The sequence below is a fragment of the Glutamicibacter sp. AGC84 genome (genome assembly GCF_053543575.1).
Genome location: NZ_JBLVOC010000006.1, coordinates 133,620 through 151,456, shown reverse-complemented (window position 1 = coordinate 151,456; position 17,837 = coordinate 133,620). Strand labels below are relative to the sequence as shown.

32 protein-coding genes are annotated in these 17,837 nt (G+C 59.4%); 3 read left to right on the top strand and 29 right to left on the bottom strand.

Translation table 11 applies throughout. The features are described from left to right. Positions 1–77 precede the first annotated feature (77 nt). The 29 genes from ACNPN0_RS04715 to ACNPN0_RS04575 form a co-directional block, all read right to left on the bottom strand. Complete coding sequence (locus tag ACNPN0_RS04715; protein ID WP_448938753.1) at positions 78–902, bottom strand: hypothetical protein; 825 nt, start codon at positions 900–902, stop codon at positions 78–80. Beyond that, positions 899–1,582 (bottom strand): hypothetical protein, encoded by a 684-nt coding sequence (locus ACNPN0_RS04710; RefSeq protein ID WP_448938754.1) that lies wholly within the window; start codon positions 1,580–1,582, stop codon positions 899–901. Before ACNPN0_RS04710 ends, ACNPN0_RS04715 begins: the two co-directional genes overlap by 4 nt. 9 nt (positions 1,583–1,591) lie before the next feature. After that, on the bottom strand, positions 1,592–1,915 hold the full coding sequence (locus tag ACNPN0_RS04705; RefSeq protein ID WP_448938755.1) for a hypothetical protein: 324 nt from the start codon (positions 1,913–1,915) through the stop codon (positions 1,592–1,594). Between the two features lie 4 nt (positions 1,916–1,919). Next, a complete protein-coding gene (locus ACNPN0_RS04700; protein WP_448938756.1) occupies positions 1,920–2,237 on the bottom strand; it encodes a hypothetical protein in 318 nt (105 codons plus the stop codon). Further along, positions 2,234–2,932: a hypothetical protein gene (locus tag ACNPN0_RS04695; RefSeq protein WP_448938757.1), complete on the bottom strand. Its 699-nt coding sequence runs from the start codon at positions 2,930–2,932 to the stop codon at positions 2,234–2,236. Before ACNPN0_RS04695 ends, ACNPN0_RS04700 begins: the two co-directional genes overlap by 4 nt. After that, positions 2,922–3,266: a hypothetical protein gene (locus ACNPN0_RS04690; protein WP_448938758.1), complete on the bottom strand. Its 345-nt coding sequence runs from the start codon at positions 3,264–3,266 to the stop codon at positions 2,922–2,924. The genes ACNPN0_RS04695 and ACNPN0_RS04690 overlap by 11 nt, the downstream gene beginning before the upstream one ends. Beyond that, positions 3,263–3,589 (bottom strand): hypothetical protein, encoded by a 327-nt coding sequence (locus tag ACNPN0_RS04685; RefSeq protein WP_448938759.1) that lies wholly within the window; start codon positions 3,587–3,589, stop codon positions 3,263–3,265. Before ACNPN0_RS04685 ends, ACNPN0_RS04690 begins: the two co-directional genes overlap by 4 nt. Continuing rightward, positions 3,589–4,314 carry a DNA adenine methylase gene (locus tag ACNPN0_RS04680; protein WP_448938760.1) on the bottom strand — a complete coding sequence of 242 codons (726 nt, stop codon included), beginning with the start codon at positions 4,312–4,314 and terminating at the stop codon, positions 3,589–3,591. The genes ACNPN0_RS04685 and ACNPN0_RS04680 overlap by 1 nt, the downstream gene beginning before the upstream one ends. A 5-nt stretch (positions 4,315–4,319) precedes the next feature. Continuing rightward, a complete protein-coding gene (locus ACNPN0_RS04675) occupies positions 4,320–4,589 on the bottom strand; it encodes a hypothetical protein (protein WP_448938761.1) in 270 nt (89 codons plus the stop codon). Further along, positions 4,586–4,852, bottom strand: a complete 267-nt coding sequence (locus ACNPN0_RS04670; RefSeq protein WP_448938762.1) for a hypothetical protein — start codon at positions 4,850–4,852, stop codon at positions 4,586–4,588. Before ACNPN0_RS04670 ends, ACNPN0_RS04675 begins: the two co-directional genes overlap by 4 nt. A 102-nt stretch (positions 4,853–4,954) precedes the next feature. After that, positions 4,955–5,338 (bottom strand): hypothetical protein, encoded by a 384-nt coding sequence (locus tag ACNPN0_RS04665; RefSeq protein ID WP_448938763.1) that lies wholly within the window; start codon positions 5,336–5,338, stop codon positions 4,955–4,957. A 131-nt stretch (positions 5,339–5,469) separates the two neighbouring features. After that, positions 5,470–5,982, bottom strand: a complete 513-nt coding sequence (locus ACNPN0_RS04660; RefSeq protein ID WP_448938764.1) for a hypothetical protein — start codon at positions 5,980–5,982, stop codon at positions 5,470–5,472. A gap of 224 nt (positions 5,983–6,206) precedes the next feature. After that, positions 6,207–6,572, bottom strand: coding sequence for a hypothetical protein (locus ACNPN0_RS04655; protein ID WP_448938765.1), 366 nt, complete (start codon positions 6,570–6,572; stop codon positions 6,207–6,209). 2 nt (positions 6,573–6,574) lie between these two features. Continuing rightward, complete coding sequence (locus tag ACNPN0_RS04650; protein ID WP_448938766.1) at positions 6,575–7,183, bottom strand: hypothetical protein; 609 nt, start codon at positions 7,181–7,183, stop codon at positions 6,575–6,577. Then, complete coding sequence (locus ACNPN0_RS04645; RefSeq protein ID WP_448938767.1) at positions 7,180–7,440, bottom strand: hypothetical protein; 261 nt, start codon at positions 7,438–7,440, stop codon at positions 7,180–7,182. Before ACNPN0_RS04645 ends, ACNPN0_RS04650 begins: the two co-directional genes overlap by 4 nt. Before the next feature lie 91 nt (positions 7,441–7,531). After that, the gene (locus ACNPN0_RS04640) at positions 7,532–7,750 is read right to left on the bottom strand and encodes a hypothetical protein (RefSeq protein ID WP_448938768.1); all 219 of its coding nucleotides are present in this window, start codon (positions 7,748–7,750) and stop codon (positions 7,532–7,534) included. Then, on the bottom strand, positions 7,747–9,312 hold the full coding sequence (locus ACNPN0_RS04635; protein WP_448938769.1) for a DNA cytosine methyltransferase: 1,566 nt from the start codon (positions 9,310–9,312) through the stop codon (positions 7,747–7,749). The genes ACNPN0_RS04640 and ACNPN0_RS04635 overlap by 4 nt, the downstream gene beginning before the upstream one ends. A 157-nt stretch (positions 9,313–9,469) precedes the next feature. Beyond that, positions 9,470–9,952 (bottom strand): DNA N-6-adenine-methyltransferase, encoded by a 483-nt coding sequence (locus ACNPN0_RS04630; protein ID WP_448938848.1) that lies wholly within the window; start codon positions 9,950–9,952, stop codon positions 9,470–9,472. 29 nt (positions 9,953–9,981) lie between these two features. Continuing rightward, a complete protein-coding gene (locus tag ACNPN0_RS04625) occupies positions 9,982–10,347 on the bottom strand; it encodes a hypothetical protein (RefSeq protein ID WP_448938771.1) in 366 nt (121 codons plus the stop codon). Next, positions 10,347–10,637: a glutaredoxin family protein gene (locus tag ACNPN0_RS04620; RefSeq protein WP_448938772.1), complete on the bottom strand. Its 291-nt coding sequence runs from the start codon at positions 10,635–10,637 to the stop codon at positions 10,347–10,349. The genes ACNPN0_RS04625 and ACNPN0_RS04620 overlap by 1 nt, the downstream gene beginning before the upstream one ends. 221 nt (positions 10,638–10,858) lie before the next feature. After that, the gene (locus ACNPN0_RS04615; RefSeq protein ID WP_448938773.1) at positions 10,859–11,341 is read right to left on the bottom strand and encodes a single-stranded DNA-binding protein; all 483 of its coding nucleotides are present in this window, start codon (positions 11,339–11,341) and stop codon (positions 10,859–10,861) included. 2 nt (positions 11,342–11,343) lie between these two features. Then, positions 11,344–12,552 carry an AAA family ATPase gene (locus ACNPN0_RS04610; RefSeq protein WP_448938774.1) on the bottom strand — a complete coding sequence of 403 codons (1,209 nt, stop codon included), beginning with the start codon at positions 12,550–12,552 and terminating at the stop codon, positions 11,344–11,346. A gap of 80 nt (positions 12,553–12,632) precedes the next feature. Continuing rightward, on the bottom strand, positions 12,633–13,523 hold the full coding sequence (locus ACNPN0_RS04605; protein ID WP_448938775.1) for a hypothetical protein: 891 nt from the start codon (positions 13,521–13,523) through the stop codon (positions 12,633–12,635). A gap of 21 nt (positions 13,524–13,544) precedes the next feature. Continuing rightward, positions 13,545–13,784, bottom strand: a complete 240-nt coding sequence (locus ACNPN0_RS04600) for a hypothetical protein (RefSeq protein ID WP_448938776.1) — start codon at positions 13,782–13,784, stop codon at positions 13,545–13,547. Then, positions 13,781–14,626, bottom strand: coding sequence for a hypothetical protein (locus ACNPN0_RS04595; RefSeq protein WP_448938777.1), 846 nt, complete (start codon positions 14,624–14,626; stop codon positions 13,781–13,783). Before ACNPN0_RS04595 ends, ACNPN0_RS04600 begins: the two co-directional genes overlap by 4 nt. 3 nt (positions 14,627–14,629) lie before the next feature. Next, complete coding sequence (locus tag ACNPN0_RS04590) at positions 14,630–14,776, bottom strand: hypothetical protein (RefSeq protein WP_448938778.1); 147 nt, start codon at positions 14,774–14,776, stop codon at positions 14,630–14,632. Beyond that, positions 14,773–14,973, bottom strand: coding sequence for a helix-turn-helix domain-containing protein (locus tag ACNPN0_RS04585; RefSeq protein ID WP_448938779.1), 201 nt, complete (start codon positions 14,971–14,973; stop codon positions 14,773–14,775). The genes ACNPN0_RS04590 and ACNPN0_RS04585 overlap by 4 nt, the downstream gene beginning before the upstream one ends. Further along, entirely contained in the window at positions 14,966–15,250 is a 285-nt protein-coding gene (locus ACNPN0_RS04580; protein ID WP_440102467.1) for a hypothetical protein, read from the bottom strand. Before ACNPN0_RS04580 ends, ACNPN0_RS04585 begins: the two co-directional genes overlap by 8 nt. A gap of 40 nt (positions 15,251–15,290) precedes the next feature. Beyond that, the gene (locus ACNPN0_RS04575; RefSeq protein WP_448938780.1) at positions 15,291–15,566 is read right to left on the bottom strand and encodes a helix-turn-helix domain-containing protein; all 276 of its coding nucleotides are present in this window, start codon (positions 15,564–15,566) and stop codon (positions 15,291–15,293) included. A gap of 279 nt (positions 15,567–15,845) precedes the next feature. Between ACNPN0_RS04575 and ACNPN0_RS04570 the strand changes: the two genes are divergently transcribed. The 3 genes from ACNPN0_RS04570 to ACNPN0_RS04560 all read left to right on the top strand — a co-directional run. After that, on the top strand, positions 15,846–16,319 hold the full coding sequence (locus tag ACNPN0_RS04570; protein ID WP_448938781.1) for a hypothetical protein: 474 nt from the start codon (positions 15,846–15,848) through the stop codon (positions 16,317–16,319). 52 nt (positions 16,320–16,371) lie between these two features. Beyond that, positions 16,372–16,764, top strand: coding sequence for an ImmA/IrrE family metallo-endopeptidase (locus ACNPN0_RS04565; protein WP_448938782.1), 393 nt, complete (start codon positions 16,372–16,374; stop codon positions 16,762–16,764). Further along, positions 16,746–17,837 (top strand): tyrosine-type recombinase/integrase (locus ACNPN0_RS04560; RefSeq protein WP_448938783.1); only part of this gene is annotated, 1,092 nt, incomplete at its 3' end. The genes ACNPN0_RS04565 and ACNPN0_RS04560, both read left to right, overlap by 19 nt.

The following is a 17,837-nucleotide window of genomic DNA, read 5'->3' as shown; positions in this document are numbered from 1 at the left end:
CGATAAGTGGTTCCGCCTGCTGCGCAGATCTTCACTGGTCACAGTTCTTCGATCTTGGGTCTTACCCTAGTTACAGTTCATGAGATTTGCAACTTCTGCTTGCTACTATTGCGCTTGTCAATTGCACCTGCTTGCAAGACAGCGAGCACCTCGGCTGGGGTGTGCCCCTCCTGGCGTGTTGCTAGGTCACATTTCGGTGCGAGTTTGCCGCGGTGCACCCAGAGTTTCGCTGTGCCGTATTTCAGTGTGTAGCCGGCGGCGTTGAGGGCTTTCACGATTTGCAGGAGTGGGCCGCGGACGTGCCAGGCTTGGGCGAATCGTTCGGTGATGCGGTCGGTGAGGTCGTGTTCTCGGTGGCATTCTTTGCAGCGCCCGGCGGTGGCTGTTTCGTGGCCTTCGACTACACCCAGGCATTTGGTGACGGTTCCCTCAGCGTTGAGGTTGAGTGCCCCGCACTCCCCTAGTGGACGCTTCTGGATAGGCCTGTCAGCTGCTGAGATGACGCGTCGTTCAAGGTCGCGTAGCTCTTGGTAGATGTCGGCGACGAACTCGCGTTTGCGCAGGTTGTGGGCCATGGCGCGGAGGTACTCCGCGGCGTGGAACGTGGTTGTGAAGATCCGCAAGCGGTTCGGCTCTTCCCTGCCATTCACCCAGTGCGCCAGCTCGGCAAGCCGGCGCTCATACTCGCCCAAGCGTTCAGCCATATCCAGGTTCAACGGCGCACCCGGGGCGCTGGTTCCCGCGGAGCCGACACGGGGCTGCACACCCTGATTCGCCAACGTCGCCTGCGCGGTCCGCAACGTCGCCGGCACACGATCCAAGATGCCACGGAAACGCGTGTCGCAATGATTGCACAGGTACAGGCCCTGTGTGGTGGTGTACTCACAAACTAAACAGCTCATTGCCTACCCCTATTGGACCTATCCTTATTCGCCTTGCGAATGATCTTTGCTCTTGCCTGAAGGACTTCACGGGCCTTCGTCTGTTCTTCTGAATCTGCAGATCGAGCAAATGCCAGAACGGCCGTTTCGACATCTTCTTTAGTAGTTTCGAGCAGCAAGGAAAGATACAGGTTCTCGCTCAATTGCTCATCATCAGTCAACTTGTGAACTATGGCGTTCTGGACCGCAGCGTTCTCAATTCCTCCCACTAACACCCTCTTATTTGCGAGATGTTGCGACGTCTCAGTTATGAGCCGAAGAACCAAATTACCAAGTAGCACACCTTCGTCACCAAAAGTCTGGGCAGCGCGGTTATAACGCTCGGAGCTATTCCTCCAGGCGACTGCAGCCGATCCAATATCATTAATATCGGAAAGGCTTTCCAGGGGTTTTGGAGCTGAGGCGATTAGCAGCTCCGCTTCCTTTTCCAGCGTAGTCCGACGACTATCCTCATCTTCACGGGCGACAGCTTTATTACTCTGAACGACAGTAAACCAAGCAAGTCCAATTGCCGCGACAGCCGAAAGCAGCGTTCCTATACCTGTAATCCATTCCAGCAAGCCCGCACTGGGTAACTCGCAGTTAAGAATAGTACTGCCGAAATCCGGCATGTCACAGGAGAATTTGTCAGCAAGATTCATGCACTAATCCTATCCTTCCTGGTCGGCTACTGGTCGGTGGAGGTTCAAGCCTGGTGGGGTGTTGGTTCCGGTGATGGTGACGGGGTGGCTCATGGTTAGGCTGGTGCCGGTTGGTTCGCCGTCTATGAGCATGATGATGCCGACGAATCGTTGGCCCAGGGTGTAGGTGGTTCGGCCTGCCACCGCGTCAGCAATGCAGGTGTCGTCTATCAGCTGCGCTTGTGGGTGCACTTCGGCGAGGATGCCGTTAAGAGTGGCGTCGCCTTTCTTGAATTCGATGTTTTTGCCGAGGTCTGCGCCAGATAGGTGGCGGGCTTCGCGGGTGGTGGTCATGGGGTCACTTCCTCTTACTGGCCCACGCTGGTGCGCTGGTGGGGTATCTCATGTTGGTGTTCATGTGGCGTTGCGGAGGCCGGGGCTTCTCGAAGACGTGCGCGTCGAGTGCTTGAAGAAGGTCACGCAGGGAGCCGCCGGCGACGTCTGGCCTGATACCCATGGCCGTGGCCATTTGTTCCGCTGCACGCCGTATGCCGGCTTCGTATCTCAGGCCGCTATCGGTCACGTAGTCAGTGAGGTCGACGGCGTTACCCAACTCGTCCAGGGTTGGCGGATTGGTGCTGAGCGGGGTGTCGGGCAGGTAGTAGATGCGCTTCATGGCGTTCCTCCGGTGAGTTGGCGTAGGGCGTTGGGGACGATGGTTGGGAGCATGTCGGCTTGTAGCTTGGACAGGTTTAGCTGTGCGAAGATCTGCTTCAACGCGACCACGACGAGTTCGGCTTTCTGCTCTTCCAGTTCGATGCGCCGCTGCTCAATACCTGCTTTGAGTGCCATGGTGGTGAGCTTGGCGAAGTGTTCGCGCTCTTTCGTGTAGAGGGTGTACCAAGTTGAGAATCCGGCTTCTTGGACGGTCATATCCACGGGGCCTTGCGCCCCGATACCAGTCTCAGTCTTTGTTATCCCCCATACAAGCTCGTTAGGTTCGACTTCAGCGACTTTGGTTCGGAGCCATTGGACGTGCGCGTGGCTGATCCGGATCTCTTGCAGGAGGGCTTGGGCTGGGTCTACGTCAGGATATTTTTCTTGGATGCCGAGGGTGCCGATGGCTTGGTTCAATTCTTGTTCCGCGATCCTCTCTTCGGCAGCTGCCTTCGCTTTCGGGCTATTACCACCGTGCCGGCCGCACCGGACACCGCCCGGGACTGGGGAGGATCCGCAGGCTTCGTCTTTGCCGCGCTTCTTCGCCCCGCAGATCAGCTTCCCGTCGCGTTCTTGTCCTGGCGCGTATGCGGGGTCGCCCTTGTACCGTTTGATCGCTTTGCCCAGGTTCTCCGCAGTGACTCTAACGACCATTGGCGGGTTCCTCCATTCCGAGTAGTTGCTTGCCTTCTGCGTGTGGGCATAGCTCGCCGGGCTTCAGGGACAGGTAGCCGTGGGCTTGGCATCCGCCATGGTGGTCGAACCAGCAGTCATCCATGTCCAGTAGGTCACGGATAAGATCACGCAGCTTGGCTTCTCGTTCTTGCATGTGCTTGTCCAGCACCTCGGCAACATGAGCGCGGTGCAGGGCGTACAGCTGACCTTCCGTCTCAGCCATCACGACCTCGCCACACTTGCAGCGCATACGGCTGGCTTCGCTCCACGGACGCTTGACCGTGTGCGCTTCGAGGATTTCTTGAATGGTCATGGCTTCACCGCCGGGCGCCCCGTCCACGGACCGTCCGCTTTCGGCTGCTGCATCATGTTGTTGTAGAAGTTTGCCAGGTCGTCACAAGCTCCCCGGCAGTCCTCACAGGTGGCGTAACTACCCGGCTCATGGATACCGTCACAAGTCCAGCCTGCAAGGTTGACCTGCTCACCGGTTACTGCCGGCTGGGCGACGGCGAGGTCGAGTAGCTTATGCAGAATGTCCGGTTCAATGACTGCGTGGCGTAGTTCCTCGGTCGCTCGGTCTGCCAGCAGTCTCAGGTTGGCGAGCGCGTCCGGGTTTAGCGGGGGCTGGTTAGGCATTATCGTGCTCCAATCGTGAATAGTCGCTCGGTGGCGATGTGGCGATCTTCTGACCCGACACGGACGGATGAACGCAACGGCTGTTCCCAGATGCACTTCCAGCCATCCGGCGCCTTGTACTCGCTGACGAATACATGAGCGCCACGCGCAGCCCATCCCCCGGCAACCTCCCAAAACTCTGCGTGGTCGATGCGGTCGGTCCGTGAGTAGTTCTTAGTGCCCTCATATGGCGGGTCGCAATACACGACATCCCCGACCTGCGGATTGATCGTGATTGCGTCAGCTTGCCGGTAGTTTGTTTCTACTTTGGCTCGCATTTTTGGTGCGTCTCGCAGCAGGGCTCTGGCTGATTCGGCTTGGTGGTTTCGTGGTGTTCCGTTGGCGTTGTGCCCGCCTCGCGCATACCCCTCGAAGAACCGGCCGCCAAATGATCCCCCGAAGCCAACGAAGCCTCTCAGTGCGCTTGGCTGCTCGGCGTATCGGAGCTCCTGATATTCGTCGTAGCTTACGACCGACGGCGGCTCCCAGCCATCGTGGAGTGCTTGCCACATGAGCATGAGATCTGGGTGAATGTCGCTGTAGTTTGCGGTGTCGAATTGGTTTCCGAGTTTCGCGGCGATTGCTCCTCCGCCGATGAACGGTTCCCAGTAGGTTCCGCTGTGATGAGGGATGTGGTTGGAGATAGATTCTGCGATTTTCTTCGCGATTCGGCCTTTGCCGCCCATGTACCTCACTTCTCGGCCCTCATTCCCAGTCCTTCAGATAGCTGTCGGGCGGCTTCGGCGTAGTCCACGCCGGGAATCGCGCTGTCATCGGGGAGGTTGAACAGCGTTGCCAAGGTAGCCAAGCGCTGCTCGTAGGCGAGGGCTAGGGTGGCGTGCGTCGTGGCCTGCTGCGCGAGGATTAGGCGCTCATGATCTTCGTGCGCTTGAATCTCTGACGCTTCGCAGCTGTACATCATCGCGTCTTCCTCATTAGGGTTGCCGGGTAGGTTACTCATTTCGCACCGCCGTGGGCTGCGTACACGTCGGCCACGCACTCAGCGAGTGGTGCCGCTGCAGGGTGGTCTGGTGCGTGATCCGCAGGGATCGGGTGCGCTTCCAGACAGCCGCGTAAGTCTTGTTCGAACCCGGGGCTGGTGCCGAACAGGTCAGCCTTCACCTCGTCGGTGACAGGCACGCTGTCCGCTACCCGCTCAGCCGGCGCGCAACCGGTCAGCGTGACGATGGCGGCCGTGACGGCTACCAAAGATTTCTTGTACATGATGGTTCCCCCTCCCCCGCCTTGTTTGCTACCAGCGGGAGCTTGTTTACTTATCGACAGTTGCAACCTTAGCAATCATTGGTTGCAATCACAACCAGCAAATTATGCGTCCACCGGTTGAATCACCAGCACGAGCTTTTCGGTGCCATAGCCGCCGTGGTGGATGAATGGGCCGGCCAGGTACTCGCTGGAATCGTCAGGGATAAGCCCATAGTCCGTGACCAGCCCATCAATCACAGGCTTCAACGTCGGCATGAGGTTGTGCGGGTCGTACCGCACCATCGTTTTCTTCCACACGTACGCGTCAACCTGCACCCGCTGCAGCCCTTTCGGAAGCTTCTGGTGTCGGGCCATGATGTGCGCTCCGTTGCGCCAAGCCTTCACGAGCTTCGCCTGGGGCGCCCAATGGCGCTTGTCGTTGGCGTTGATCCAGTTCGCAAGCTTCGGAAGTTCTAGCCGGAGTTCGCCGGAGGGTACAGAATCCATTTTGAGAGCCTTTCAGGACTGCGGATGGGGAAACACCCGCCGGAGGGGTGTTCGTTCGTTTTAGCGCACGTTCTGCGCCTGCTGGTGCTGCGTTTAGCGCTTGCTGATAGCAATGGTTGGCGCAAAGAGATTTAGAATGGGGCTACGCCCCGGGTTGTTTCGGATGCTTCGACATCGCTCTCGGGGCTTTTGAGTGTCCGTAGCGCTTGCTTGACGGCTTGGGCTCCGAACGCGTTGGGTTTCCCTTCTGCGTGGATCCGTTTGCCGAGCATGTTTTCTGGTCGTTCCCCGAGTTTGATGTCGGCCCAGCAGCAGGCGCAGGTTCGTGCGTCGAAGTCAGGATGTTCTTCGCAGGGCGGTTCCGGGTGTTTTTTGTGCCTGGATCCGGTGGGCGCGGTTTGGTCCCAGTGTTGGCCGGTGGCGGGGTACATGGCTGGGGTGTGCTTGGCGTAGGCGCCGTCTGGGGCGTGCTGGGTGGTGTAGTGCGCGGCGGCTCGGATTGCGTGGTCCATGTCGTGGGCTGGTAGGCCTTGGCCTTGGTTGGCTTTTTGGAGGATGCGTGCGATGCCGTTGCTGTCGAAGTCTGGTCGCATGGCGGCGATCATGCGGGTGAGGCGTTCGCCTTGGGATTGGGTGAGGATCATGGTTTCTCCTTGGTGGATTTTGCATCAGCATCGTTGTGTTCGCGTGCGTTAAGTTTCTGAACGAATGCTGCTTTCTTGATTGAATTTTCAAAAAGAAAGATGAGAGTTCGAGGTGACCACTTAACTCTTGGTCTTGGTCTTGGTCTTGGGCATTGTTCCGAGCGTGTTCTTGTCTGCGTTTGGAACGTGTTCGGAACGCGTTCTAAACACCGTTCCGAACATTGCTAGAACGGGGCTTCTCCCCCACCTTTACCGCGTTCCTCCTGCTCCTTCTTGAGCCTGTGCTTCTCTTTGCGTGCAGCTGCATCCGCCTTGTCTTTGAGAACTTTCTCCTTGGTTCGCTGGTATTCGCCCCATGAGAGAAACTGGTATCCATCTGGGTTTTCTTCCCAGAGCCGTACCTCGACAAGGCGTTTCGCGAGAGCTTTCCCGCGAGGCCAGGACTCGATGAACCAGGTGGGCACGGCGCCGTCCGTGAGGTAGTCGGTGCAGTAGGTGCCGGACACGAGCCACAGGCCCATTGCTTCGAGCCCTGCGACACGCATTTTCGGGTGCGAGTGCATCTTGTCGTCTGCGTTGAACCAGGCCACGGCTAGTCCTTCCGTTGGTGTAGTCGGCAGGGTGCGGGTTGTCCGCAGGATTGGCAGACGCTAATGACGTCCTGCTGCTTCTCGCGCCAGAGGTGGACCGTCCTTGCAGGTCGGTGCAATGGTTCTCGGTAGGCCGTGCGTTGCGCTGCGGCCGCGAGCCCTGCGACGAAGTCAAGCGTCATGGCTTCAGGGGTTAGCTTCGGGGCGCGGCGCTTGATGCGCAGTCGATTTCCTGCTTTGACCATGAGCCCCCAACCTTCGGGCAGCTCCTCGGCTCTGACGATGGATGCGTCAGAAACTACGAGATACCAGTAGGTACAGAACCGTTTGATCCGTTCAGCTTTACTGAGGTCGCGCAGTTCGGTGAGCCAGTCTGAGCGGGATACTTTGACTTCGTGGCCGATCAGAGCTTGGCTCGCGCCATACTTATCGATTGCGATGAAGTCGGCAATGCTTATGCCATAGAAGTTCTGGGAGGAACGGACGTGTTCGGCGCGCACATATCGGTCCGCGATGGTTCCCCGTCGCTCGGTGTTGTATCGGTTGAGCAGCAGGTCAAGCATGTCGCGCTCGGTGTATTTGGTCGCAGTCTCGAATAGCTGGTCGGTCACTGTTCCACTCCTCCGGTGTAGCGTGCGATGACTTCGGTGCCGTTGCTGTATGCGTCGTATGCGCCGGCGGGGCGGAATGATGCGAGTCCCCCGTTTTTGATTTGCCATGTCATGTTGTATGCGGCGGCGAGGGTGGTTTTGTCGGTGACCTTGACCCACACTCCGGGGTTCTTGCGCATGTGGTCGGCGTGGTCTTTGTGGCTTCGGCGTTCGCGGACGTGGGTTGGTCCTGGCCGGTATTCGTAGACTGCACTCATGGCCTCTACTGCTCCTAACTATCTATTGGATTTCCATCATAGCAAGCGCTAATAACAAGAATTGCTATCAGCACTTGCATCATGTTTCACGCTAAAAATACTGCCGTTGCGGCTTATCGAGTTGCCGTGTCCAGTGCCAGCCGCCGGCGTGTTCGTAGTAGCGCACACGTTCGGCGGCCCCGTCTTTCTCGGCGATGATTTCAGCACGTAGCTGCTTGGCTGTGCGCTTGTCGGGCGCCCAGACTTTCGTGCAGCACGGGTCCGGGCATTGAGGTCTTGGCGAACGGTGGGGATGCGGTTGCGCGGTCATGCCGCGATCAGGCTTTCTACTGCGATGGTGCCCAGGTCGCGGGCTGCCGGCGGGGTGACACTGTTGCCGGACTGCTTGACCTGCTCACGCTTGTTCCCGGTCATCTGGTAGGTCTTGGGGAACGCCATGCCGGCCATGATTTCGTGTGGCTCCAACATGCGGAACTCGCACTGGTTGATATCCTCCGTAGTCCATTCAGTTAGCCCGTGGTGGTTTCCTCCGGCGGTGAGTGTTCCTAGCGGGTCGCTGGCTGGCCGGGAGCTGTTCGACAGTTGGTTCTCCGCAGTGCCGCGCATGGTGGTGACCATGGCGAACCGGTCCACGGTCGGAATCGTCGGGATCGCCCGCGATACCGGGTGGGTCACGCCGTTGCCGTAGTACTCCATCAGCATGTGATGCCCAGGCGTGGTCAACAGCCCAGTTTCGTTGCGGGTGGTTTGCGTGCGCATGGCCTCATGGACTCGCTGCGCGTACTTCCCATCTCGGCCTTCGACCGGGATCAGTAACGATTCGTGCAGCCCGCCGGCAACTAGCGTCCGGAGCGTACCGTCAACGGTGTCCGTCCGCGTCGAATCTGACCCGCTGAGGTTGTTCACGATCAACGGCGACAACAGACCCCGTGTGTAGCTCGTGGTCTGAGTTGCGAACGGCTCATGATCGACAGCCGAGAGGATCGGTGCACCGCGGACCGCATCGATCGACAGGCGCTGATTGCCGAACTTTTCCAGCCCTGCCCGGATGCGTGCCATGGTCTTATCGGCCAGCGGTCGTGCACGGTCGCCGATCTTCTGCCCACGAATCGACCAGTCGATTGCGTGCGCTGCCGGCAGCCAGCCAGGTTCGATGATCTGGTTACGGCAGGTCGAGTTCGGGCAGCGGTAGTTGTACTGGGCCCGGTAGCGACCCCAGCGCTCGTTGGGCTTCTTGAAGATCTGCATTGCCCGCACTGTTTCATCGCAGGTTGGGCAGTACGCCATGGGGCGTAGTTTGTCGAAGTCCGGGCGTGGGTTGCCCTTGAGCCAGAACATCACGTACATGCGGTCGCGTGACTGGGGTGCTGGCAGGCCGCCAAGCTGGGCGTGCATCGAGTTCATGTACACGATGTGGTGGTTGTAGCCGAGGGAGCTCATGGCCATCAGCCAGGCATCGAACATTACCCACTTTGCCGCGTCCACGACGTTCTCGGTGATGATCAGCTTGTACTTGTGCTGTTCGGCGAACCGGGGCACGTCCCACATGGTTGCCCGAGATTTCTCAGCTGCTTCGTCAGCGATGGATTCCCCGAATAGATCCGGCTGGTTGGCGATCCGCTTCCTGCCCTTGGCCACCGAGTGATTGGTGCACTCCGGTGAAGCCCATAGGATATCCGACGATGCGACGTAGCGCGGGTCAGTCACCTGGATATCCGCGAGCACGTGGTCAGTCGACGGGTGATTCAGGCTGTGGGTCTCTACGGCGCGTTCCCAGTGGTTCATCGCCGTTTTCACGGTCACGCCGGGGATCTCTAGCAGCCCGGTGGATGATCCGCCGGCACCGCAGAACATGTCAGTAATGGTTAGCACTTTCGTTTCCCCTTGAGCTGAAGGACCGCGTTGGCCCGAGTGATTTCTTCGAATGTGAGCCGCTCATAGATCGGCCGCTCACTGGTATGGCAACCGCATTCTTTCTTGGTCGCGCACACCTGGAACGGAGTCCAGCAGCATGACTTCTTGCAGAAGGTCATGATGAGGTTCCAATCCTTAGGAATGTTCCGGGTAGGTCTGATGCTTCGAGTGCGTGGGCGTCCGCGAGTCCGTAGGCAACGAGGACGCTCGGGGCTCCGCTGTTCGCCGGGGCGCGAGTTCCATCCGGGTAGTGGAAGTGCAAGCGACCGTGCAGGAACTTGACCGCCGTTGCCTTGCCCCAGACCTGCTTTACGAATCCAGCGGTCTCATTGCGGGCGAATACCAGCGCGGTTCCCCTGCCGTGCACGGCGAGCTTGTCGAGCCACGTCCATGCCGCCTTCCCATAGGGAGGGTTGAGCCACACGCGCCCATGCCACTCCGCCTTGAGCCCATCTTCAGGGAGGATGATGTGGCGTTTCGCTGTAGGCCAATTGGGTGCAGCGCACGGATCGAGGTCAAACTGCCCAAGGCTCTCAGTGATGTGTGGTGGGGTTAGCCAGGTGGTTGTATCCGCTCGTGCGGAATGGTGCGAACCCATGGCGCGACGAGGCGAGGGAGATTCTGTTCTCATGACGCAACCGCCAACCAGCCGTCAGCCATGACGAACCGTTTGCAGTCCTTGCAGAAGTACTCGTCAACTCCCCAAGTGACGGCGTTCTCCACGCCACACCGGTCGCAAGCTCTCGAATACTTGTGGTCTACGACCCGGGTTGGCGGGACTTGGGCTACGGGCGACTCAACGACGACCACGAGCGCTGCAGGGCCAGCGCCAGGGATCTCATTTCCTAGGCGGACGAATACTTTCGGTTCGCCGATGGTGATGACTCCGTGACGGCGTGCGACCTTGGGCAGGTCGGCGAGGGCTTCGGCCTTCAGTTCTTCGTATGGAATCGTGCTGTCCACGACTGGCCATAACGCTTGGAAGGTTCTCATTACGCAGCATCCTCTGCGTCTCGTACCAATGCGTAGTCGGTGATCTTGCCGGGCTGTAAGCCGAACCAGTCAGCGATCAGCGTGTTGTGGATGTCGTAAACGGTCACGTACGGCATAGTCGCTGACACACCGAGTTCGGCTGCTCGTTCGCGGATCGCATCTGCAAGCTGAACCTTGTCAGCTGCATCGGCTTGGACGGTTTCGTATTCGACCCCGGCCTTGTCCAGGACGCGCTTTGTTCCGCGGCATTGCTGGCAATTCTCGGTGGTGTAGACGGTGACGATAGGCATTTTTTCTCCTGAAGATCGGTGTGGTGCGGGGTGGCCTGGTCCGACTGCTGGCCAGACCACCCCGGGGTGTTACTGCGAGTTACTGCTTTGGTGGGATCTCATAGGTGAGAGAGCACTTCCTGCAGACAAGCCACCCGCATAAACGCTTCCTGCAATGCGGGATTGAATGGTTGAATGCAGGTCGTTTACAGCGTGGGCAGACGATTAGCGTTGCCATGGGCTTAGAACGGTGGGTCCTGGGCTGGCGGGTTGCCCCATCCCCCGGCGCCTGCAGAGTTGTTCCAGCCGGCCCCCGAGCTGCTGTTTGGTGAGCGGCCGGCGGCGCCTTCACCGTTGCCCCGCTGTGTGCGGGTGACCTTGGCTGATGCGTAGCGCAGGGACGGGCCGATCTCCTGAATTTCCAGCTCCATGACAGTCCGGCGTTCGCCTTCCTTGGCGTCGTACGAGCGGGATTTCAAGAAGCCCTGGGCGACTACGCGCATGCCCTTGGTCAGCGTTTCCGCGACGTTCTCTGCCGCTTCCTTCCAGACCGAGGCCCGGAGGAATAGCGCTTCGCCGTCCTTCCATTCATTCGACTGCCGGTCAAACGTGCGTGGAGTACTAGCGATGGTGAAGTTCGCTACCGCGCTGCCGGACGGCGTGAACCGCAGTTCCGGGTCAGCAGTCAGGTTGCCGATAACAGTGATTAGAGTTTCGCCAGCCATGGTTAGGCCACCTCTCCGTCGATGATGGTGTATGCGTCTTCAATGTCGTCGCCGACTACTTCGAGCCAGATCTGGTATCCGTGCTCCTGTGCGGTTTCCTCGATCAGGGCGAGGCTATCGGTGTCCAACAGGGAGCCGTCCTGGATGCGGATGACCTTGAGCTTCGGGTTCAGTGCGATGGCCATGGCCATGGACACGCGGATCTGCTCGGCGCTGGATGCCTGCTTGAATGGGACGCCCTGGTAGGTGACGCCTTCCTCGGTGAAGCCCAGCCCCTCGACTGGGAACTGTGCTGATGCGAGACCGTCGGCTTTGGTCTTGGCGATCTGGTCGAGCTTCGCGGTGAGCTGGTTTGCTTGGCCCTTGGCTGCTTCGTGCTGGAAGGACAGTGCACCGCGTTCCTGGGCCTTGCGCACGAGCCGGTTCGTTTCCTCCGCCCCGTCGATCTGGACTTGGATTGCAGTGAGGTCGATTGGCTTGGCGTTCGGGTCCACGGTTGCCAGTGCTTCAGATAGATCGTTCTTGGCCTTTGCCAGTTGTTCTTCCAATTGCTCGATCTCTGCTTGCAGGGTCTCGACGAACTGCTGGCTCCGCTGAAGAACTTCGTTCTTATTTCGTGCCTCGTGGTATTCGCTGAGCAATCCGGAAACGGAAACCTCCGCGGATGGCAGGTCTGCAGGGAGTTCACCGAACTGGGCCAGTGCGGATTCGAATTCCTTCACCCGGCGGTTCACCGCGGTGCGTTCGTCGAACACCTGCTTGCGTTCGGCTTCCAGCTGGTCGGGATTGAATGGCAGGTCTACCAGATCGAGAAGCTGAGCCAGCTGCTTCTTGTCATCGAGCAGGGTGAACGCGAGCGGATCCATGGACAGGTTGCCGACGAGCTCGTCGAGCTTCGCTTGTGCCTTCGGGTACTTGGCTCCGTCTTTGCTGGTCAAGGTCAGGCGGGAACCGGATGGGGTGAAGACCCGGGTGACGGTGAGTTCCTCAGTTTCAAGGACGATTTCAGCGCGGTCTTCGCCGTCGCGGATCGGCTTCGGTGTGGTCTTGCTGTTGGCGCCGCCCAGGGCTGCAGCGATGCTGTCCAGAACGCTCGACTTGCCCTGCCCGTTCTTCCCAGCAACGATGACCAGGTTGCCGTCCGGGTCTGGCTTGATTTCGACGTGCTTGGCACGCTTGTAGTTCGTGGTGGTTAGGCTGATGACCTTCATGATGTTTGACTCCTACTTGTTGTTGGTGGGTGCCCGGCCCCCAAGACTGGGCACCCACGCGGTTTGGTTAGATGTTGCGGTTAGGCGAACTTGGATCCGGCATCGACGATGCGGGACACCATCTCCTGCGGTGCGCCTTCAGCTACGGCACGGTTCCAGAGGGTGAGCAGTGCATCACGGCTGCTGCTGGCCTCGGCGAGTTCGGCTTCCCAGTCGGTTTCGAGTACCGCGGCCGGGCCATCGTCCTGGATCTCGCCGGTGGATTCATCCGCAACCGGTTCTGGTTCTGATGCTGGGGCGGGGCGCGCCGGGCGCTCCGCGTCCTCCGCCTTCTTCTCGGCAGGCTTACGGGTGAGCTTGCGAGTCTTCACGGGAGCTTCGGCAGCTGCTGGCTTCTCCCCCATGTCTTCCAGCTCCATTTCCTCGGCGCTGTACGGCATACCGGCAAGAACGTCTGGTGCGATGGTTCGGCAAGCTTCCGCCTGCGCCTTCGCGGTCAGCATGGCAATCGGATCGGACTGGTACTTGCTGTTCGACGTGTACCCGGCGGTCTTGGCCCGGTCGATAGTCCAGGTGAATTCCTGCCAGCGGTCCTGCCCCTTGCGGCGGCCGGCGACAGTCACGGATTCTGGGGTGGCTTCCGTGCGGACCACTTCGTGGCCCTGAGCCATGACCAGCGCGGTCATCGTTCGGGCGTACAGGGCTGGGCGGCCGTGGACAACGAAGATGTTCGACAGTGCGTTCATCGGGTCAAGGCCGAGGCTCTTGCCGGCGAGGATCGCAGCTGCTGCGGCTTCCGGCTTCCCCATGAAATCTTTGGGGACGAAAGCGGTCTTGCACAGGGCGGTTCCGAGCTGGTGTGCGGCGCCAAGCTCGGCGGCCCACTCTGCGAGCTGAATAGTGCCAGTGCTGGTCGGGAGGTTGGTCGGGGTGGCGACTTCGCCTGCGGGGTTGAACGGCTGGATGCTCATTGCTTGACTCCTTGTGGTGGGTTAGGCGGCGCGGGTTTGGCGTGCCCGGATTTCGGTGATCATGTCCTGCAATGCAGTGACCAGGGTTTCGGCGTCGTCCACGGGGATGATGGCTTCGAAGTCGGGGCGGTGGAGCTTGGGGAGCTTCCCCCATACGCGGTGCTTATCCGTTGGTCCCATATCGACTGCGATCGCATCGTCCTCGTAGTAGAGGGAAAGCTTGCTGTGCTGGACTTCGCACTCGAACTTGTAGGCGCTCATGCTGCTACCTTCATTTCGGTTGGTGGGTTGATGGGTTCGAGCTTCTGCTTGCCCCGTGCTTTCGCGTCCTCGTGGACTGCCTTGGCGTGCAGGAACTGCTGGAAGTGCTCGTCGATCTCCGCCGGCGACGTTGCCAGCGGGTACAAGCTGGTGCCCAACGGTGAACCTTCGTACCGGGCGTTGATGCCGTCACGGTCCATGGGGGTGACGTGGGCGACGTAGGTTGCGACTACCTCCGGCATCGGGACTTCGTTGGTGCCGTCCATGTAGAACTCGGCCCGGGAATACGCGGCCGTCTGCAGAGCGGTTTCCATGTACACGCCCTTGGAAGTCTTCAAGTCGATCTGGATCAACTTGCCAGCATCGATATCCGCCTGGGACATGAGCAGTGGCGACGTTGCCAAGAGGTCGACCTTGCCCGAGTACCAGTGCTCACGGTTCGCCAGCACCACTTCCACCAGGACGGGGGTGATCTGCCAGCGGTCGAGGAAGTCCAAGTACCCTTCGATGAACCCGACCAGATCCTCTGGCGCGTCGACTTCACCGGTGGTGGCGAGCTTCTCCGCGAGGTCGTGCACCTCGGTGCCACGCTCGGCAGCACTGTCGCGTTCCTTGTTAGGAAGCAGCTGCAAGAACTTGATGGACTGATCCCGGTCGCCGGCGAGCAGTTCAGAGACCTTCCCTGCGTTGTCCGGGTCGGTGACGAACTTGGCGACCACGCCTGGCGCCCACCAAACCAAAGCAGGCTTCGGGATCCCGCCACCCAAAATGGTGGTGGCACCGCTGACCGGTTTTCCATCGAGCTTGTAGCGGTGGGATGCTTCGTTGAATACGAGCGACATGACCTATGCCCCAATCTGAGTGTTGATGAATGCTTCAAACAGGAATCCGGCACCGCACAAGGTGACGATTCCCAAACCGGCCAAGCTGACCAGGACGCGCTCACCAAAACTGGTGAGCTTCAAACCATTGCGTTCCATCCACCGGCTCATGCTGCGTACTCCTGCCGGCGCAGGAACCGTTCGATGCTGGATTCGCGGATCTTCCACGTTCCGTGCCGGTTAGCGGAAGAGAATTTGATGCCGACCAGATCGCCGCGGCGAAGCATCTGGCGGACTGTTTCCGGATGCGAACGGAGCCGCTCGGCAGCTTCCGGCACGGTGAGCAGTTCATCTTCGTGCTTAGCCAAGGTGATCCCTCCAGGTGTTTCCGATCCATTCGTATTGGTGTCCGCCGTTGCGGGATTTGACCCGGCTGTTGGCGTTGGCGACTTTGGTGATTAGTCCGCGGCGTTGCGCAGTGGTGAAGATCGGGCCGACCATGTTTTGGTGTGGTGCCGGTCGTCCGATTTCGGCGCGGAGGGTGTCGGCCGTGAACCGCTTGCCTTGGCGGGCTAGCTTTTCGACGATCTCCAACGCTTCTTCGCGCCATGTGGTGTCTTCAAGGGCCATTGGCTGTGCAGTCACGGCGTGTCCTTTCGTTATTTCTTACGTGCTACTACCAGAGCTAAGCGGCGCAAGCGCTGGTTGCAATTTCAGGGTCGAAGAGGACAGTGACGTCCACGCCGATGACCTCCGCGATGCGCTCGGCGGTTTCTGGCTTGCAGCTGGTCTTCTTGCCCGAGGCGAGCTGGCTGATAAATGCCTGGCTTACATCTGCACGGCGGGCCAGCGACCGCTGGGTGATCTTGCGGTGATCGATGGGCGAGCCATTGCGGTAGGCGTCCATGTCTTCCCTGGTGTAGATGAAGGTTCGTAGTCTCTGCGCGGATGATAAGCGCATGTAGGTTCCCTCCTGCCACTTTCGTTTGGTTCTGAATGGGGACATCTGCAAACCTTTCTAGTTATCACTTCTTGCAATCGCTGGTAGTAATAGTATGCACTACTGGTTATCACTAATGCAACCTCTAGTAGCAATCTTTTCACCTACATTGCGGGGTTCCGCGTGATTCCGGGGTTTATTTGGTTATCATCAAGTGGCAAGTACGGCAGAATTAGGGGTTATCAGGTAGAACACGCGTCCGATGGCACGCCACCCCCGACCCGACCGAGGATTCAAAACATGAACACGAACCCAAACCAAGGCATTCGCGAACTTATCCTCAACAAGCGCGGAGATCGCAGCCTCGAATCCCTATCCAAAGCCTGCGGTGGTGTACCCACCCGAGCAAACCTGGATCGCCTGATCAACCGCCCCGTACTGAGCTGGCCCAAAGAGAACGCAGTTATCCTCGGCCTAGCTAAAGGCCTGGGCGTGCGAGTCATCGACGTCGTCACCGCCTACGCCACGTCACTCGGCCTGCCTGTCAACACCGACACTTCCAGCCTCACCCTCCCGGGCGCCGGCAACCTCCCGGAAGCATCCCAGCGCATCATCCGCGAAACCGCTGACAACATGCTGTGGTGGCAGGAGCAGTCCGTCATAGCCAATGGCGATCCGGAGGCTATAGGTGAAGTGCGCCAGCTCTTCCCTGCTGACCGGATCGCGGCATCCAAGGGTGAGCCGGGCGTGGACCCGGAGCAGCTTCCCGAGTAATAGATGGCCGAGGATTTTCTAACTGTCGGACCCTGCCCCTATATTCGAACATATGTTCGAAGTAGTTCTTGCGCGGCTTGCCCCGCGCATCGTAGAAACTGACCTTCCTGACCAGCTCTGGGGAGCATACGACCTGCTCACCCACACGATCTTCCTCCGCCCACGCCTCGCACCAATCCAGCGGCGCTCCACGCTATCCCACGAGACCGCACACGCCCTCCTAGGCCACACGGGCCACCACCCACGCCAAGAACGCGCAGCAGAGGAACTCTCAGCCTCCTGGCTAATCCACCCCACCCAATGGGCCGCGGCAACCCGCATCTACAACACGGCCACACCCTTGGCCCACGAACTCGACGTGCTACCCAGAGACACCCACGCATACATGCGCCTACTAAAGCGCACCCGAAAACAGGAGAACCACCCATGGCCACCGGCAGAATAGTCGACCTATGGCACCGCAAAGACCGAACCAGAACCAGCAGATACGGCACTGGCAAACGCTGGCAAGCCGTATGGACCGACAACACCGGAAAAGAAACGAAACGCTCATTCGACTACAAAGACACAGCACAAGCATGGTTGGACAGCAAAACAACCGACCACACATTGAATCCCCACGGACTCAAAGCAGACATGCTGTTCAAGGACTTCTGGGAAAAATGGCGCGAGCAACAAACACACCAACGGGCCAGCTCGCTGCGCATGATCGACTCCGCCGGCCGCAAACGGATCCTGCCAACGTTCGAAGGGAAATACCTGACCGAAATTATGCGTGAAGATATCCAGGCAGCCATCAACGGTTGGGTGGTTGACGGTCTGGCAGCATCCACTGCACGTCTCTACTACACCTATACGCGGCAGATGTTCAAAGAGGCAGTGTTCCAGCGGATCGTCCGCGAGTCTCCCTGCGTGAAGATCAGCCTACCGCCAGTGGAGAGCAAGACCTTCCAGTTCAGCAAGGAAACCCTCGAAAAGCTGATACAGAGCGTCCCGGAACCATACGCAACAGCCATGCGTGTCGGCGCCGCCACTGGGTTGCGCCCGAGCGAGCTCTTCGGAATGTCGAAGCAGGATATTGATTTTCCGAACAGCGTGATCAGGTTGACGTTGCAGGACACGAGCCGGCGCCACGGAGGCCTGTCCCGGGGACCGTTGAAAACGAAATCTTCGCGGCGGAGCGTGAGCTTTGGGCCGATACTTCGTGACACCCTGCTGAAGCTCTGCAACGCGGCCGGACCTGAAGGACGGTTATTCCACGATGCCGGTGTGGTGCAGGTCTGGAAATACGAGGCGGTGTGGGTGAAAGCCCGTAAGAGCTTGCCGGAGATCGGCCCAGGGTGGCACCAGCTGCGCCATTACCATGCGAGCGTCCTGATATCCCACGGCTTCTCTCCGGTGGCCGTAGCGGCACGCCTGGGGCATAAGGATGCCAACGAGACACTGCGCACTTATGCGCATATGTGGGATAGTGATGGGTCGGCTATGGCAGCTGTTGCAGATACAGTTGTGGGGGGG